Raw genomic sequence first — 17,799 nt, forward strand, 5'->3', positions numbered from 1 at the left:
GGTGAAAATTTGATAGATTCACATGCGCATTTAGACGATGAGGCCTTTGACGATGATAGGGATCAAGTAATAAATGCTCTTTATGAAAATGGAATAGATTTTATTGTTAATATTGCTTGCGATTTGAAGTCTTCAAAAACTTCGCAAGAATTGGCAAAAACCTATGAAAATATATATGCAACTGTTGGTGTGCATCCTCATGATGCTATAACTTATACTGATGAAGTTGAAGAAACTTTAAAAATTTTAGCTCAAGAGAAAAAAGTTGTCGCTGTTGGAGAAATTGGCCTTGATTATTATTATGACAATTCGCCAAGGCATATACAAAAAGAGGTATTTAAAAGACAGCTAAAGTTGGCACATGAACTTAGAAAAAATGTTGTGGTGCATTCTAGAGATGCATCACAAGATACTTTTGATATATTAAAAGAAGCTCATGATAAATATGAATTCAAAGCAGTGATTCATTGCTATTCTCAATCACTAGAGATGCTTAAAGAATATTTAAGACTTGGAGATTATATTTCTCTTGGCGGAGCCGTAACATTTAAAAATTCAAAAATCCGTAAGGAAGTTGCAAAAATTGTGCCTTTGGATAGACTTTTACTTGAAACAGATTGTCCATATATGACACCTGTCCCTTATAGAGGAAAAAGAAATGAACCTAAATATGTAAATATAGTGGCAGAATATATTGCTGATTTGAGGGGCATATCTAAATCTGATCTTGTTAAGGTTACAGATGAAAACACTAAGAGGTTTTACAACATATGTTAAAACATATTGACGATGTTATTGTCGTTGAAGGAAAAGATGACGTAGCCGCAATAAAAAGGGCATGTGATTGTCAAATAATCACGACCCATGGCTTTGGCTACGGTTATAAATTAATAAATCAGTTGAAAGAAGTTTCAAAAAGAAAGAGAATAATTATCTTTACCGACTCAGATTATATGGGTTCACAGATAAGAAAAGATTTAGCAAAACATTTACCAAATGCAAAGCACGCTTATCTTTCTCAGGACAAATCATCAAAAGACGGAGATATAGGTGTAGAAAATGCCAAGCCTGAGGATATTTTAAAGGCACTTGAAAATGCAAGAGCAGTTTTAAACAAAAAACAAATTGAATATTCTCTTAAAGATTTACGTGAAAATAAGCTTGTGGACCATGCTGATGCTGCAAAAAGAAGAAAATTATTTTGCGATATTCTATCTATTGGATATTCAAATGGTAAAGGACTTTTAAATAAATTAAATTCTTATGGCATAAGCCGAGATGAATTTAATTTAGCTATAGAAGAGGTGAACAATGGAAAGACTCTTTAAGCCAAAAAGGGTATCTGAAATTTTAAAAAAATATAATTTCAGATTTTCAAAAACCTTGGGTCAGAATTTTTTAATAGATGGAAATATTGTAAGAAAAATTGTAGACAGTGCTGAAGTGAGTGAAGCTGATAATGTATTAGAAATTGGTCCAGGTATTGGGACACTAACTGAAGAATTAGCCCTGAGAGCAAAAAAAGTTGTAAGCATAGAAATTGATAAGAGGCTAAAAGATTTGTTAGAGGAAACACTACCCTATGACAATGTAAAAATTATTTATAAGGACTTTTTAAAACTTGATTTAAAAACTTTAATTGATGAAGAATTTAAAGGTCAAAATTTTAAAGTAGTGGCAAATCTTCCTTACTATATAACAACACCAATTATTGAAAAATTACTCTTAAATAGTGAAAACATTGAAATTATAAATGTTATGATTCAAAAGGAAGTAGCAAAAAGATTTACAGCACAGCCACAGACTAAGGATTATGGTTCACTTTCAGTTTTTATACAATTTTTTTGCAAGGCTTTTTACGAATTTACAGTTCCAAGGACAGTTTTTATGCCAAAACCAAATGTGGATTCTGGAGTATGTAAATTAGAAGTTAAAAGAGATTTACCTAATATAGATAGGGAAGAATTTTTTAAAATTGTAAGAGCAGCTTTTTCTAAAAGAAGAAAAACCCTTGTAAATTCTCTAAGTCAGTCCCAATTAAACTTAGACAAGAACAAAGTAACAGAAATTTTAGAACTTTCAGGGATTGATACAAAAAGAAGGGCAGAGTCATTAACTTTAGAGGATTTTTTGGTACTTTATGTTAATGTTTTAAAGTTTGGAGGATTTAATGGATGAAAAATTAATGGGAGATTTGGATAAAGATTTTATAGAAGATGTGAAAAAATTTACAGAAGATGGTGACCTTTTAAATTTTATAGCACAAATTTTTAAAACTTTATCAGACCCAACAAGATTAAAAATACTATATGTTCTGAGCAAAAAAGATTTATGCGTATCAGATATTTCTGAACTCTTATCCATGAGCCAATCATCAATATCTCATCAACTTGCCTTGTTAAGACATCAACAACTTATAAAAGTTAATAGGGTCGGCAGGATGGCAATATATTCCTTAGATGATGACCATGTACTTTCAATATTTAATCAAGGTAAGACTCACGCCGAACATAAAAAATCAAAAAATGATTAACATATGAGCCTTTGGGTAATATAATAGATAAAGATACTAGATATGAAGGAGGAAATTATGAAAAAAGTTACTGTATATACCTCAACAACTTGTCCATATTGTCAAATGGCTAAGGAATATCTTCAAGAAAGAGAAATTCCATATGACGAAAAAAATGTTCAAACTGACAAAGAAGCAAGAAGCGAATTAATGGCAATGGGATACACAGGTGTTCCTGTTATATGTGTTGATGACCAAGAAGTTGTAGGTTTTGATAAAAATAAACTGGATGAATTGTTAAATAAATAATAATTTTAATATTAATGGAGTTACTTTAGTGTAGCTCCTTTGTTTTAACAAAATATTAATCTAATTTATATTATTAATTCTTGATATAAATAAATGGGTTTGAAAAATTTTTAAAATTTATATTTTATAAAAATTTAAAACATAATATTGACTTTCTTCTTATAAAATATAGATTTTAAAGTGAAAATATATTAAAATAGGGTATAGTTTTAAAATTGATTTAAAATAAAAATGGAGGGGAAGAAAATGTTAAAAAATAACATATTAGAAATTAGAAAGAAGAAAGGTATAACTCAAAAGCAAATAGCAAATGCTGTAGGAACTACGCCTAAATTTATTTCTAAATTGGAACTAGGAATTTCAAATCCTTCTTTAACTAAAGCATTTGAAATAGCTAGATTTCTAGAATGTGGAGTTGAAGAACTTTATTCATTTGAAGATGATAAATAATAATTCATTTAATTTATAAATAATGAACTTTTAAAAAGTTTGAAAAAATAGTGTTGGTGAGAAATCATCAGCACTATTTTTTATTAGAATACAAAAATAATTCTAAAAAATTTGTAGTTAAAGACCAATATTTAAATTATTGACTGATGAGAAAATATATTAATACTAATCGAATGGGCTTAATGATATAATTAATCATTATAAAAGTTTTTGAAATTGTTTTTAATATGGTGTTTTTTATTGAATTAATTTTTTATATGGAAGGACTTTAGGATGAGAGAAAATAATAAGGATATAGTTTTAGCGATTTGTTATGATTTTGATAAGACTCTTTCTCCCAATGATATGCAAGCTCAGGGATTTATTCAATCTTTTGACCTTGAAGTTGAGGATTTTTGGAATGAATCTAATAAATTGGCTGATGATAATGAGATGGATCAAAATTTAGCTTGGATGTATATGTTGACTAAAAAATCAAGAGGCAGGCATATTTTTAATAAAGATACATTAAAAGATTATGGTTCTAAGGTAGAATTATACCCTGGTGTTCTTACATGGTTTGATAGAATCAATAGATACGGTCAAGAAAAGGGCATAAAAGTTGAGCATTACATAATTTCATCAGGACTTAAAGAGATGATCGAGGGGACTGAAATTGCAAAATATTTCAAAAAAATTTATGCAAGTTCTTTTTATTTTGATAAAGATGGAATTGCAGTTTGGCCTGCCCAATGTATAAATTATACTAACAAAACTCAATATTTATTTAGAATTGAAAAGGGAGCTGTTGAAGTTAATGACCCAAAAGTTAATGATTATTTTACTGATGATAAGCTCAGAGTCCCTTTTAGAAATATGGTCTACATAGGTGATAGCGATACGGATATACCTTGTATGAAACTTGTTTTCACAAATGGAGGATACTCTATTGGTGTTCATGGCAAAGAGTCTAAAAATAAAGTTTTTAATATGATTGAAGAAAAAAGAATAAAATATTTTGCAGAAGCTGATTATAGTGAAGGTTCTGATTTGGACAAATTATTGAAAAATATTATTGATAGAACAGCAATAAATGAAATATTGGAAATGGACCATGAGAAATGCTTAAGTGAAACAATAGATGCAAGGAAAAATCAAGACAAGGGTCATAGACAAAGAGAAAATTTGATAGATAAGTTAAATGAAAGCTCAACTTTTTCACGAACTCATGAAATCATAAAAGAAATGAAAAAAATTGATACTTGGAAAGATAGTCAAATAGATAGAATTTTAAAAATAGGTATATCCAATAGTCAAGTTAAATATATTTTAAATGATAAGGATATCAAGGAATTTTTTGAAAATATTTGCAGAGATTTTAATAGTGAGTCTGCAATAAAAATAAGAAAACTTATAGAAAAATAGAATTATTTTAAATTATTATATTCCAAACTTACAAGTTTTTTAGCTTAAAGGTTATCAAAAAATTTAATTTAGACTATTTTAACAATAAATATAATATTATAGACCTATTCGCATTTTATAGGCTATGTAGGTAGTGGGGAAAAAATATTTTTCACCAAATGAAAAAAAGCTTGACATTTATTTTATAAGTTAGTAGAATATGTAACATCAACCAAAGATATAAACTTTATAAAAAGAAGAGTAGTTGGAGGGAGTTTTTACAGAGAGCTTCGTTTGGTGAAAGAAGCAAAATGAACTTTGATGAACATGGTCTTTTTCTAGGATTTATCAATATGAGATATTTACGGGAGCTCCCGTTACAGAGCTAGAGTATGTTGGTACTTGAGAGTGGCATTTATGCAAAATAGGTGGTAACGCGGAAATATTTCGTCCTTGTTGTTTTTTAACAGCAAGGACTTTTTTTATAGGCTAATACTTATTTTTTAAAGTAACTCTCATAAAGAATAAGGAGGATTACAAAATGACAAAAAAATTAGAAATTGCTAGAGTGGATGTAGTAGGTTCTTTTTTAAGACCAGATAGTTTAAAAAAGGCTAGGGAAGATTTTGAAATTGGTAAAATTACTGAAGCTCAATTAAAGAAGGTAGAAGACACTGAGATTGAAAAGTTAATTGAAAGGGAAAAAGAAATAGGATTAAAGTTTTTCACTGATGGTGAATTTAGAAGAAGCTGGTGGCATCTTGATTTCTTTTGGGGACTTCAAGGGGTTAAAAAAATTGATGTAAAAGAAGGATATATTTTCCATGATGAAGTTACTAGGGCCGAATCAGCTACACTTACAGGAAAAATTTCTGGTGAAAATCATCCTTTTGTTGAGCATTATAAATTTATCAAGAAATATGAAGATAAGGACCATTTTGCTAGACAAACAATTCCGGCTCCTGCTCAACTACTAAAGGAAATTGACAGAAATCCCAAAGAAGAAATTGAAAAAATTTATCCATCTAGAGATGAGTTAATAAATGATATTGCCAAGGCTTACAAACATGTAATTCTTGATCTTTATAAGAATGGATGCAGAAACCTTCAACTTGATGACTGTACTTGGGGAATGGTTGTTGACAAAAATTATCAAGATAATTTGAAAAAGCAAAATATTGATTTTAATAAAGAAGTTAATGAACTATTGCTTATAAATAACAAGGCTATTTCTGATTTGCCTGATGATTTATTGATTACTACTCATGTTTGTAGGGGTAATTATCATTCTTCTTATGCTTCAAGCGGTGCTTATGATGAAATTTCTGATTTGCTTTTTGCTAAGGAAAATGTGGACTGTTATTATTTAGAATATGATACAAAAAGAGCCGGCGGATTTGAACCTTTAAAAAAAGTAAGTCCCAATAAAAAAGTTGTACTTGGTCTTATTTCTTCTAAATTTCCTAAGCTTGAAGATAAGGGTGAGATTCTTGATAGAATTAAAGAAGCTAGTAAATATATTCCTATTGAAAGAATTTCAATTTCCCCTCAATGTGGCTTTGCTTCAACTGAAGAAGGAAATATTTTAACTATTGAAGAACAATGGAGAAAAATAAAACTCCTTTGGGAAATTGCTGAAGAAGCCTTCAATAACTAATTAACAGTTGACTTTAACCTCTCCACTCTTTATAATTTATATGTAAAATTGCGTTTTTAGTAATTTAATGGCATTTTATTTGTAAATAAATATTTTAAATGTTAAAATATATATTTGAGATAAAGGAGTGGTAAGATGGGTTTAATAGATAAAATATTTGGAACCTATAGTGACAGAGAATTAAAAAAGATTGAACCACTGGTTAATAAAGTTATGGATCTTGAAGACCAAACTGCAAAACTATCTGACGATGAATTAAAAGCTAAGACTGAAGAATTTAAAGATAGATATAAAAATGGCGAAAGCCTTGATGAACTATTACCTGAGGCTTTTGCAGTTGTTAGAGAAGCAGCATGGCGTGTGCTTGGAATGAAACCCTTTAGAGTTCAAGTTATCGGGGGTATAATTCTTCACCAAGGAAGAATAGCTGAAATGAAAACTGGTGAAGGTAAGACCCTAGTGGCAACTCTACCTGTATATTTAAATGCCTTAACTGGTAAGGGTGTCCACGTAGTAACAGTCAATGATTATTTGGCAAAGCGTGACCATGACTGGATGGGAAAAGTTTATGAATTTTTAGGCTTAAGTGTTGGATGTATACTTCATGATCTTGATGGCGACCAAAGAAGAGAAGCTTATGGTGCAGATATAACTTATGGTACTAATAACGAATTTGGTTTTGATTATCTGAGAGATAATATGGTTATTTATAAGGAAGAAAGGGTGCAAAGAACTCTTAATTTCTGTATCGTGGACGAAGTCGATTCAATTTTAATTGATGAAGCGAGAACTCCTCTTATTATTTCTGGTCAAGGTGATGAATCAACAGATTTATACGTCAGAGCTAGAGATTTTGTAAATTCTTTAACTTCAAGAATAAAGACTGAAGATGAAACTAATTTTGAAAGATTTAATAGAGAGTTTGAAGAAGAAACTGTTGATTATGTAATCAATGAAAAGGACAAGACTTCAACTCTTACTGACAAGGGTGTAGCTAAGGCTGAAAAATATTTTGGCATAGATAACCTTTCTGATTTAGATAACATGGAACTTTCTCACCATATTAATCAAGCCCTAAAAGCTAAGGGTAATATGAAAAAAGATATTGACTATGTAGTTAATGATGGTGAAATTATAATTGTTGATGAATTTACAGGTCGTCTAATGTATGGTAGAAGATATTCTGAAGGACTTCACCAAGCAATTGAAGCTAAGGAAGGATTAGAAGTTAGAGCTGAATCTAAAACTCTTGCTACAATAACTTTCCAAAATTATTTCAGAATGTACAAAAAGCTTTCAGGTATGACTGGTACAGCTATGACAGAAGAAGGAGAATTCCGTGACATCTACAATATTGACGTTGTGGAAATTCCTACTAATAAACAAGTTATAAGAAAAGATTATAATGATGTTATTTATAGAGATGAACCTGCTAAATTTAGAGCTGTTACAAGGGAAATAGATGAACTTCACAAAAAAGGTCAACCAGTTCTAGTAGGTACAATTTCAATTGATAAGTCAGAAGAACTTTCTAAATATTTGAAAAGAGCAGGGATTGAGCATAAGGTACTAAATGCTAAGAAACATGCTCAAGAATCTGAAATTGTTGCCCAAGCAGGACGTTTTGGTGCAGTTACAATTGCAACAAACATGGCTGGCCGTGGTACGGATATTGTGCTTGGTGGTAACCCATCTTTTCTTGCCAAAAAAGAACTTAAAAAACGTGGCATGGAAGATGAAATGATTGAATTTGCAGATTCTTATTTTAAAACTGATGATGAAGAAATTATTAAGGCTAGAGAAGATTATCAAAATTTAGTTGAAAAATTTAAAAAAGAAACTGATGAAGAAGCTAAAAAAGTTTCTGAAGTCGGAGGTCTTCATATAATCGGTACAGAAAGACACGAAAGTAGACGTATTGATAACCAACTTCGTGGCCGTAGTGGTCGTCAAGGAGATCCAGGTTCCTCAAGATTTTATATTTCAGGTGATGATGATTTAATTAGACTATTTGCCGGAGATAGGTTTAAAAATACAATGGAAAAAATTGATACTCCAGAAGATGAACCTATAGAAGCAGGAATATTGACAAGGCTAATTGAATCAGCTCAAAGAAAGGTTGAAGGAAACAACTTCTCAATTCGTAAAAATGTATTGCAATATGATGATGTCATGAATAAGCAAAGAGAAGTTATCTATGGAGAAAGAACTAGAGTCCTTGAAGGTGAAAATCTCAAAGATGATATCGTAGCTATGAAGGAAGATATAATTTCTCAAACTGTTGATTTTTATAATAAACTTGACCACAACAATACTAAACATTTAGATATTGAAGGATTAGAAAATTTTGTGGAAGATACTTTTGATTTTCCTGAAGAATTTTTAAAGGGTCATGAAAATGACAGCATAGAAAATATTAAAGAATATATTAGTGAAGCTTCAGCGGAAAAATATAAGGAAAAAGAAGAAGAATTTGGGGATGAAAGATTTAGAGAAGTAGAAAGAGTAGTCCTTCTTAAAAATGTAGACTCCAAATGGATGGATCATATAGATGCAATGGATCAACTTCGTAAGGGTATAGGTCTTAGAGCTGTTGGTCAAGTAGATCCTGTTCGTGCTTATGCTGAAGAAGGCTTTGATATGTTTGAACAAATGAATGAATCTATCAAGGAAGACACAGTGAAGATGCTTTATCATGTAATTAATCCTGAAAGAGTAAAAAGGGTTAGAGTTGCAAAAGAAGTAGAAACAGTAAATCCTGATGATGGAAAGAAAAAACCATTTGTAAGAAAAAATAAAAAAGTTGGAAGAAATGACCCATGTCCATGTGGCAGCGGTAAAAAATATAAAAACTGCTGTGGTAAAAATGAATAAATAATTTTAAATATCTGTTGGTGATTAAAAGCCGACAGATATTTTTTTGATAAATATTTCTTAGCAAAATACTAGGATATTATTGAAATGATTAATAATATTTGTTATCATTAACTAGTGAAATTTTTTAAGTTCTACTTTTTTGGAAAGAAGGCTAAATTTTGAAAGTAAACTTTAAGGGTCTAATAAGCTTTTTTGCTATAATTTTCCTTTGGTATTTTTTAACAAAAATAGGAATCTATAGCACTTATTTATTGCCGACCTTTCCTATGATTTGGGAAAGTTTTTTTCAGATGTTAAAAGATGGCTCACTTTTTGTCCATGTATCAACATCTCTTACTAGGGTTTTTATAGGCTATTTTATTGCTTTTTTTCTAGCTTTTTTCCTTTCTATTGCGTCATTAATTTTTAAGTCTTTTGACAAGTATTTTGATTGGCTCATTCAATTTTTAAGAAACGTACCGCCTCTTTCCCTTATACCACTTTTAATATTGTGGTTTGGAATAGGTGAAAAAACAAAGATAATAATAATTATTTTGGCATCATTTTTTCCGATGTATCTAAACATCAACAAAGGTTTTAAAATGACTGATGTAAAACTTATTGAGGTGGGCAAAGCCTTTAACTTTTCAAAGTTAAAATTATTTTTCAAGATAAGGCTTCCATACGCTTTAAACGATATTTTAGTCGGTATGAGAATTGGGCTTGGATATTCCTATAGAGCAATAATCGGAGCTGAAATGATAGCCTCATCAACAGGTCTTGGTTATATGATTAATTTTGCTCGCTCGCTTTCACAGACAGATGTTGTCATTGTGGGCATTATTATTATAGGATTATTGGGATATTTATGCGATTATTTGTTTAAAAAAATGAGCAAATTACTTTTAAAAGGTAGAGAGATTTATGAATGAAATAGAAATTTCTGATCTAAATGTAAGCTTTAAAATCACAGATAGAAAAGTGAAAGTTTTAAAGGACTTAAATTTAAATATTGAATCAGACAAAATAAGTGTAGTTTTGGGTAAATCTGGTTGTGGAAAGACTACTTTACTTAAAGCTATAAAAGGGTTAATTCCAATTGAAAAAGGAATTATAAAAAAAGAAAATCTAAATATATCCTATGTATTTCAAGAACCAAGGTTGATGGCATGGCTAAATGTTTATGAAAATATTATTTTTGGCTTAAAGAAACAAGAAGTCAATAATAAAAATATAGATGAACTGATTGATATGATAGGACTAAGAGATTTTAAAAAAGCTTATCCCAAGGAACTTAGTGGGGGTATGTGCTCAAGGGTATCTCTTGCAAGAGCACTTGCAACAAAGGCGGGTTTTATTTTGATGGACGAACCGTTCGCTGCTCTCGATTATTTTACAAGGTTACATCTCCAAAGAGAACTTATAAGACTTTATAAGCTTAATAATTTTGGAGTCTTATTTGTAACACATTCCATTGAAGAGGCAATAAATATAGCTGATGTCATTTTAATAATGGATCAGGGAAAAATCAAAAAGAAATACCACAAAGTTTATATGGAAAAAATTGGTATTTCTAAATTACGCTCAGAAATTTTGAGAGACTTAGAGGAGGAAGTAGTATGAAGAAAGTATTAGTTCTTGTTTTATCACTACTTTTACTTACTGCTTGTGGACAAAAGTCTGCAGGAGAAGCGAATAGTGAAAATCAAGCAAATGTTAAGACAGAAGAAAAAGAAACTAAGGACACAAATAAAAAATTAAGTATAGAAAAGCTAAACGTAACTTATGTTACAAGCCCTTTAAATGTGCCATCAATAGTGGAAAAGCAAAATAAATTTTTTGAAGAAAATTTAGGCCTTCCGGTAAATTATGCTGAAATTACATCAGGTGCTGACCAAACTCAAGCTCTAGCATCAGGGGATGTAGATATTTTATATGCCCTTGGAGGCTCATCAGCAGTTTCAGCCTATGCCGGAGGAGCAGATATAAAAATTATCAATATGTATTCAAGAGCACCTAAGGCATTTTGCTTATATTCAAAAGATGACTCTATAAAAAGTCCGCAAGATTTAAAGGGAAAAACAATAGCAGGACCGATGGGAACTAATTTGCATGAACTTTTACTTGCATATTTGAATACAAAAAATATGACTCTTAAAGATGTGAATTTTGTAAATATGGCAATTCCTGATGCTCTTGCTGGACTTGAAAATGGTTCTTTAGATGTTGGTCTTTTAGGTGGACCAGCAGCTTATAAGGCACAAGAAGCAGGATTTCATAAAGTTTGTGATGGAGAAGGCTTGATTGAAGCTATAATTTGTGTTGCTACAAGCCAAAAATTTTATGAGGAACATCATGATGTTATTGAAGCACTAGAAAAAGCTCAAGACCAAGTTTTATCTTTTATGAAAGACCAGCCAGATAAAACTAAGGAACTTGTAAAAAATGAATTAAAACTTGATGATAACGCATATGATACTATGTATCCACAGTATAATTTCGATACAAAAGTTAGTGATAAGGATGTTGAAGGTCTTCAAAAGACAGCAGACTTTATGTTTAATTCTCAAATGATTAAAGATAAAGTTGATGTAAAGGATATGTTCATTAAGTAAAAATAATAATTTTAAATATCTGTTGGTGATTATAAGCTGACAGATATTTTTTATAAGGAATTTTATAAACGATAAAACTTAAAAAAGATAAATTTTAAACCCCTGATTTTTTCAGGGGTTTAGAAAAATTTTATATAAACAGCTACTAACTATTTATTAGCCTTTGGATAGTACTTAGGGTCTTTAAAGTATTGATTCTTCATTTCAACGGCTTGTCCGCCCATAAGAAGTACACCTATCATATTTGTAATAACTACAAGACCTAGCAAGAAGTCAAGTAGAGAATAAGCAGTTTCTAGGTTAAATACAACACCAAGAACTATAAATACCATGTATACGCAACGGCAAATTATTGCTACAGTGTGACCGAATAAAAATTCAGCTTGTTTTTCTCCGAAGAAGATTATTGCTACAACAGTTGTTATAACGAAAAGTAATAAACAAACTGAAACTATAGTAGAACCGAATCCTGCGCCTAGGGCTGCTCCGAAAGCTTGAGCAGGCATTGTTGCTGCTAAATCAGATGGAATTTCTGTCCATACGCCTGATACTAAAACTACTATTGCAGTTACTGTACAAACTATAATTGTATCAACAAAAATTTCAAATACTGCCCACAAACCTTGTTGTGCAGGAATTTCAACAGTAGCACTTGCATGGGCTATAGTTGAAGTACCCATACCAGCTTCGTTAGAATAACATCCTCTTGCAATACCATTTCTCATAGCTTGTGCAACGGCAGCTCCTGAGAATCCGCCAACAGCAGCAGCAGGTGAGAATGCGTGAGCAAAAATAGTAGCGAAAGCTCCGGGAACGTGTTTTAAATTAAAAGCGATAACCACAAGACCGCCAAGAATATAAAAAGCTGCCATAAAAGGAACTGCGATTTCACAAAATCTTGCAACGCCTTTAAGTCCACCAAAAACAATAGCGCCAACTATAATAAAAAATATTCCTAATCCTACATATTTACTGATTCCTAATAGCTCAACATTTTGTATAAAAGTAAGAGTTTGAGTTGAAATAGAAGGTGCAATTTCAATCATCAAGAAGAATGCAAATAATGGTCCTAAGAATGGAAGGGGTGAATTTTTAAGATAATACATGGCACCGCCAACAAATTCTCCCTTTTCGTTCTTTTCTCTATATTTTATACCTAAAGTGATTTCTGTAAATTTTGTTGCCATACCAACAAGAGCGGTTACCCACATCCAAAATACAGCACCAGGTCCACCTAAGGCGATGGCAACAGGAACACCAACAATATTTGCCCCACCAATACAGGAAGCAAGGGCAGTTGCGGCTGCGGCAAAAGCGGATACAGAACCTTCACCGTCAGATTTTTTAAACATTCCGCCAAAAGTTTGTTTTAATATGTATCCAAAATACCTAAATTGGAAAAATCCTAAACGTATGGTTAGGTATAAACCGCCACCAACTAATAAAATTAGGATTGGTGGTCCCCAAAACCAGTTCGCCAAATTAATTAAAATATCAAGAAATTTCATATAAATCCTCCATTTTAGTCAAAGACTATTTTTAAATTAAAAATTAAGATTCTAAAAAATTAGAAAATCTCCGCAATCATACAGCGTGCAGAACCTCCGCCGTAATATTCAATCGTAGAAATATCTACACAAACAATTTCAGTAGTTTCTTCGATTTTTTTGATTTGATCTTTATCAAGACTATCGTAAGCCATTTTGCTCATAACTATAAAACTCTTGCCATCTGAACCCATAAGCTCAAGAGTATTACCAGCACAAGCCTTAGTTTGTTCTAAAGTAAGTTCGACAATATCATTGCCACCTTCGATAAGCTTATCTTTTACTCTTTGTCTATCTTTTTCATCAACAGCTTCAAGGCAGATGATTGCCTTCTTTTCACCTATACCCATTACTATATTTGTATGATATATAAGTTTTCCGTCTTGTCTTGATTCAAAAGCTACGCCAACGTGACCTGTGTCTTTACACCAAGTTTCAAATAAATTCTTGTCGGCACGTGGAGATAGGGAACAATATGCCACCTTATTTTTTCTATCAATAACAATAGAACCAGTACCTTCTAAAAATTTATTCTTGTCATGATTTTCGCTGTAATCAAAAATTTTGAAAAATTCTTCATCCTTAGCCTTGTCTTTACAAATTTTAACAACCTTTTCCTTAAATTTAGTAATTTCCATTTGACGATTTTCTGCAAACATAGGATATATGCACATTATTCCACCCTCATGAGTTGAAAACCAGTTATTTGGAAATATGGAATCTGGTGTTTTAGGTTCAGCAGTATCTTCAAGGATATTAACCTTTACTCCCTTTGCCTTAAGAGCATCACTTAAATTATTAAATTCTTCCAAAGCTCTTTTTTGTACTTCGTTAAGATCAGCTTCATCATTGTGTTGGTAAGCATTATTTACAGCTGTTTGGGCATTAAAGAAAAATCCCTTAGGTCTTACCATAACAACTTCATTTGTTGTGTGTTTAATATCAATCCCTCCCATAAATAAAAAATTTTAATAAGTTATTAACAAACAACTTTCTAACAAGTTCAATTTAACATATTGGGAAAGTTATTGCAAGCGTTTTTTTATTAGATTGGATTAAATCACATAAAAATTATATTAAAAATATTACTTATAGATAATTATAATTGATTATTAGATGATTTTAGAAAGAAATAATTTTAAAGCTGATGAATCGGACTACAAACATTTTGAAAATATCTTTTAATTCTTACCACCTATATTTTATTTAAAAAGATCATATGAAATTTTGTGAAACTAATAGTTTATTCAACTTCAAATTAAGGGCAAAAAAAATCAATAGTAAATTTTTATTTACTATTGACCTATTTCCATTTCATTTCCTTCAATGTTATTGTATTTTAAAATTTTTTCTATATCATCTTTTAAGTTACTTTTTGTAATAAATATAGCTTTAACTTTTCCATCACTTCCAAGGGACTTATCTACCAGATAAATATATTTATACAAACCATCAATATCTTCATAAGAAGTTTTGAACAAATCATTTGATTTGATCAAAAGATTATCATTAGGATTTAAAGAAATATTAATATAGGAATCAGAGGACTCTTCCTTTGCAAAATTTGCAGGAATTTGACCTTCTATGGAAGTTTTTAAAAGCTTAATCAAATCATCCTCGGCTTTTTTGTTATCGAGAACATATAAAATTCTTTTTTCTTTTTCTATTCCTGAGTCTGTATAATAAGTTCCATATTCTACACTTAAATCTGAAATTCGTAAATTTTCATTTTCTATAGATAAATTTCCTTCGTGATTTTCTTGTGACTTATCGGAAGAATTGTTGGTAGTTTCTTTGGCAGGTAAAGAAGTATTTACAGAATTATTGTTTAAATTATTTTCTTTATTATCATTTGACTTACCTCTGCCACAAGATTTTACTATAAACATAAGAAGTATAAAAACAAAGAAAACAAAGATAGCTCTTCTGATGACATACTTTCTCTTGAGCCTTCTTTTCCTATAAGGTCTTCTCCTATTATCATAACTTGACATAATTATCACCCTAATTATTATAAAATTTAATTATTAAAGCTAATAGTATAATATGGGATAATTCTTGTCAAGAAAATTTAAGACTATTATGCCTTGTCAATATTTAGTATAATAAAAAAGAGGTGAATTATGGAAAAATTTAAAATAATTGCCACGACAAATTTTGGATTGGAAGCCCTATGCAAAAGAGAGCTTTTAGATTTGGGATACAATGATTTAAAAGTTCAAGACGGAAGAATAGAATTAACAGGAACATATAAAGATGTATGTGCTTTGAATTTGAATCTGAGAACAGCAGAAAGAATTTTTATGGTAGTTGCCTCTTTTGAGGCTCTAAGTTTTGAAGAACTTTTTGATAAAGTTTACGATATAGATTGGACTTATTTTTTAAATGAAGATTCAAACTTTATTCTTCTGGCAAAAAGTCATAAATCAAAATTATTTTCTCTTTCAGATATACAAAGAATTTCTGAAAAGGCAATAATAAAAAAATTACAAAATAAATATAAAAAAGACTGGTTTTCTAAAAGTAATGAGAGAATAAAAATTGAAGTTTCTCTACTTGATGATATAGCCACAATTGCTATAGACACATCAGGAGATGGCTTACACAAAAGAGGATACAGACAAATTAATTACAAGGCTCCTATTTCAGAAACAATAGCCGCATCTATGGTTATGCTTTCTTTTTGGAATCCTGAAAGACCACTAGCCGATCCTTTTTGTGGTTCGGGAACAATAGTGATAGAAGCTGCCATGATCGGGAAAAATATAGCCCCTGGACTTATGAGAAGATTTGACCTTCAAAATTTTATTTTTATTCCTCAAGAAATATTTAAGGAAGAAAAAAGAAAGTGCTATGAAAAAATTGATTATGATAAGAAACTAAACATTAATGCATCTGATGTATCTTATAAGGCAATAGAAGTAGCAAAGAATAATTCAGCCATACTTGGCCTTGATGAAGATATTAATTTCTTCCAAAAAGATATCCGCAATTTAGATCTTGAGGATAATTATGGAGTTTTAATCACAAACCCTCCCTATGGAGAAAGGCTTGCCGTAAAAGAAGCACCGGAACTTAATAGAGAACTGGGAAGACTCTATAAGACTATACCAACTTGGTCTTTATATGCCATTACAGGCTCAGAAACTTTTCAAAAAGATTTTGGCAAAAAAGCCGACAGAAAAAGAAAGTTATACAACGGCAAAATAAAAACCTATTATTTTCAATATTATGGTCCTAGACCCTTTGTTAAGAAGTGATAATTTGATATAATCATAAAGCTGGAGGTGATATTATGGAAGAAGATTATTTATACTCGCAAAAAATTGACCATCAAGTATTAAATGGAATTGCCGATCCCATTAGAGTTTTAGATTCCGATGAAAGAGTTATATTTGTAAATGAAGCAATGGAAAAAACTCTTGGTTACGATAGAAAAAAATTGCTCTGTGACATTGATGAGAGTATCTTCAACCCTGATATCACAAGAAGTGTCTTAAGAACTGGAGAAGTTGTCCAAAGAGAAGAGATAATAAAAGATACAATCTATTCAGTAAAATGCTCTCCAGTATTAGGTCAAAAGGGACAAATAATCGGAGTGGTAGAAGTTTTTAGAAATGTAACAGTGGAAAGAAGACTTCAAAGAGAAATAATAGAAAGAAACAGGTTCATGGTAAGAGAAACCATGGCAGCATCACAAATACAAAAAACAGTCTTACCCGACAAGGGCTTTATAAAAAATTTAAAAATTGACTATATTTACAAACCTTCAAATATGCTTTCAGGCGATATGTTTGATGTTTTTGAAATAAATGAAGATAATATTGCAGTTTATATTTCAGATTCAGTAGGGCATGGTTTTGCAGCATCTATGGTAACCATGTTTATAAAATCTTTAATAAGAACTCTTCCAATTTTTATACTCTTATCGCCCGCTAAGACCCTTGATGCCATTTCAAACAGATTCTCTCTTTTGAAGCTTGATATTGAAAATTATTTCACATGTTTTTATGGAGTTTTCAATATAAAAAAAGGTATTTTTACATATGCTAATGCAGGGCATCTGCCCTTGCCCCTAAAGGTTTCAGAAAAAATTGAATATCTTCACGCTGAAGGAAATCCCATATCAAGATTTTTTAAGAGTGCAAAATATAAAGAAGAAAATTCAAAATTTTACGCTGGAGATAAGATATTATTTATGACTGATGGAGTAAGCGAATCAAGAAATCTTGAAGGAGAGGTTTATGGCTTAAAAAGACCTGAAGAAATAATGTTAGAAAATGACATAGATGAACTTTCAATTTTGAAAGATAATTTACTTTCTTTTATGAATATTACACAGACAGATGATATTTCAGTACTTCTCTTGAGTGTGTGGTAGTAATAAAAAATTATAAATTTTAGGGACAGTCCGCAAGGGACAGTCCCATGGGAAGAAAATTAGGGACAGTCCACAAGGGACAGTCCCCG

At 30.7% G+C, this 17,799-nt stretch carries 17 protein-coding genes; 14 read left to right on the forward strand and 3 right to left on the reverse strand.

The genetic code is table 11. The annotated features are described in order from the left end of the window. Nucleotides 1-9: 9 nt before the first annotated feature. From F594_RS0106810 to F594_RS0106865, 12 genes are all read left to right on the forward strand, one after another. Entirely contained in the window at nt 10-777 is a 768-nt protein-coding gene (locus F594_RS0106810; protein ID WP_009345747.1) for a TatD family hydrolase, read from the forward strand. Beyond that, nucleotides 771-1,328, forward strand: coding sequence for a ribonuclease M5 (gene rnmV / locus F594_RS0106815; RefSeq protein ID WP_004826147.1), 558 nt, complete (start codon nt 771-773; stop codon nt 1,326-1,328). Before F594_RS0106810 ends, rnmV begins: the two co-directional genes overlap by 7 nt. Next, on the forward strand, nt 1,312-2,178 hold the full coding sequence (gene rsmA / locus F594_RS0106820) for a 16S rRNA (adenine(1518)-N(6)/adenine(1519)-N(6))-dimethyltransferase RsmA (RefSeq protein WP_009345779.1): 867 nt from the start codon (nt 1,312-1,314) through the stop codon (nt 2,176-2,178). Before rnmV ends, rsmA begins: the two co-directional genes overlap by 17 nt. Further along, nucleotides 2,171-2,533, forward strand: a complete 363-nt coding sequence (locus F594_RS0106825; protein WP_009345791.1) for an ArsR/SmtB family transcription factor — start codon at nt 2,171-2,173, stop codon at nt 2,531-2,533. Before rsmA ends, F594_RS0106825 begins: the two co-directional genes overlap by 8 nt. A 57-nt stretch (nt 2,534-2,590) precedes the next feature. Beyond that, a complete protein-coding gene (locus F594_RS0106830; RefSeq protein ID WP_004826155.1) occupies nt 2,591-2,821 on the forward strand; it encodes a glutaredoxin family protein in 231 nt (76 codons plus the stop codon). Between the two features lie 246 nt (nt 2,822-3,067). Next, on the forward strand, nt 3,068-3,271 hold the full coding sequence (locus F594_RS0106835; protein ID WP_019035023.1) for a helix-turn-helix transcriptional regulator: 204 nt from the start codon (nt 3,068-3,070) through the stop codon (nt 3,269-3,271). Nucleotides 3,272-3,544: 273 nt separating this feature from the next. Further along, entirely contained in the window at nt 3,545-4,675 is a 1,131-nt protein-coding gene (locus F594_RS0106840; protein ID WP_009345775.1) for an HAD family hydrolase, read from the forward strand. A 520-nt stretch (nt 4,676-5,195) separates the two neighbouring features. Beyond that, a complete protein-coding gene (locus F594_RS0106845; RefSeq protein WP_019035024.1) occupies nt 5,196-6,311 on the forward strand; it encodes a 5-methyltetrahydropteroyltriglutamate--homocysteine S-methyltransferase in 1,116 nt (371 codons plus the stop codon). Between the two features lie 135 nt (nt 6,312-6,446). Next, nucleotides 6,447-9,185 (forward strand): preprotein translocase subunit SecA, encoded by a 2,739-nt coding sequence (secA, locus tag F594_RS0106850; protein WP_004826179.1) that lies wholly within the window; start codon nt 6,447-6,449, stop codon nt 9,183-9,185. Between the two features lie 269 nt (nt 9,186-9,454). Next, nucleotides 9,455-10,099 (forward strand): ABC transporter permease, encoded by a 645-nt coding sequence (locus F594_RS0106855; RefSeq protein WP_248612683.1) that lies wholly within the window; start codon nt 9,455-9,457, stop codon nt 10,097-10,099. After that, on the forward strand, nt 10,092-10,790 hold the full coding sequence (locus tag F594_RS0106860; RefSeq protein ID WP_009345798.1) for an ABC transporter ATP-binding protein: 699 nt from the start codon (nt 10,092-10,094) through the stop codon (nt 10,788-10,790). Before F594_RS0106855 ends, F594_RS0106860 begins: the two co-directional genes overlap by 8 nt. After that, complete coding sequence (locus tag F594_RS0106865) at nt 10,787-11,782, forward strand: ABC transporter substrate-binding protein (RefSeq protein ID WP_009345767.1); 996 nt, start codon at nt 10,787-10,789, stop codon at nt 11,780-11,782. Before F594_RS0106860 ends, F594_RS0106865 begins: the two co-directional genes overlap by 4 nt. 149 nt (nt 11,783-11,931) lie before the next feature. Here F594_RS0106865 and F594_RS0106870 read toward each other — a convergent pair whose 3' ends face one another. From F594_RS0106870 to F594_RS0106880, 3 genes are all read right to left on the reverse strand, one after another. Beyond that, nucleotides 11,932-13,290 carry an alanine/glycine:cation symporter family protein gene (locus tag F594_RS0106870; protein WP_019035025.1) on the reverse strand — a complete coding sequence of 453 codons (1,359 nt, stop codon included), beginning with the start codon at nt 13,288-13,290 and terminating at the stop codon, nt 11,932-11,934. A gap of 59 nt (nt 13,291-13,349) precedes the next feature. Next, nucleotides 13,350-14,285, reverse strand: a complete 936-nt coding sequence (ctlX, locus tag F594_RS0106875; protein WP_004826163.1) for a citrulline utilization hydrolase CtlX — start codon at nt 14,283-14,285, stop codon at nt 13,350-13,352. A gap of 339 nt (nt 14,286-14,624) precedes the next feature. Continuing rightward, nucleotides 14,625-15,323, reverse strand: a complete 699-nt coding sequence (locus tag F594_RS0106880; protein WP_019035027.1) for a hypothetical protein — start codon at nt 15,321-15,323, stop codon at nt 14,625-14,627. Nucleotides 15,324-15,452: 129 nt separating this feature from the next. On the opposite strand from F594_RS0106880, the gene F594_RS0106885 reads away from it, so the two are divergent. Both F594_RS0106885 and F594_RS0106890 read left to right on the forward strand, forming a co-directional pair. Further along, nucleotides 15,453-16,589, forward strand: coding sequence for a THUMP domain-containing class I SAM-dependent RNA methyltransferase (locus tag F594_RS0106885; protein WP_019035028.1), 1,137 nt, complete (start codon nt 15,453-15,455; stop codon nt 16,587-16,589). A 35-nt stretch (nt 16,590-16,624) separates the two neighbouring features. Beyond that, complete coding sequence (locus tag F594_RS0106890; RefSeq protein WP_019035029.1) at nt 16,625-17,710, forward strand: SpoIIE family protein phosphatase; 1,086 nt, start codon at nt 16,625-16,627, stop codon at nt 17,708-17,710. Nucleotides 17,711-17,799 lie beyond the last annotated feature (89 nt).

It is taken from the genome of Peptoniphilus lacrimalis DSM 7455 (genome assembly GCF_000378725.1).
Classification (GTDB): Bacteria; Bacillota; Clostridia; order Tissierellales; family Peptoniphilaceae; genus Peptoniphilus_A; species Peptoniphilus_A lacrimalis.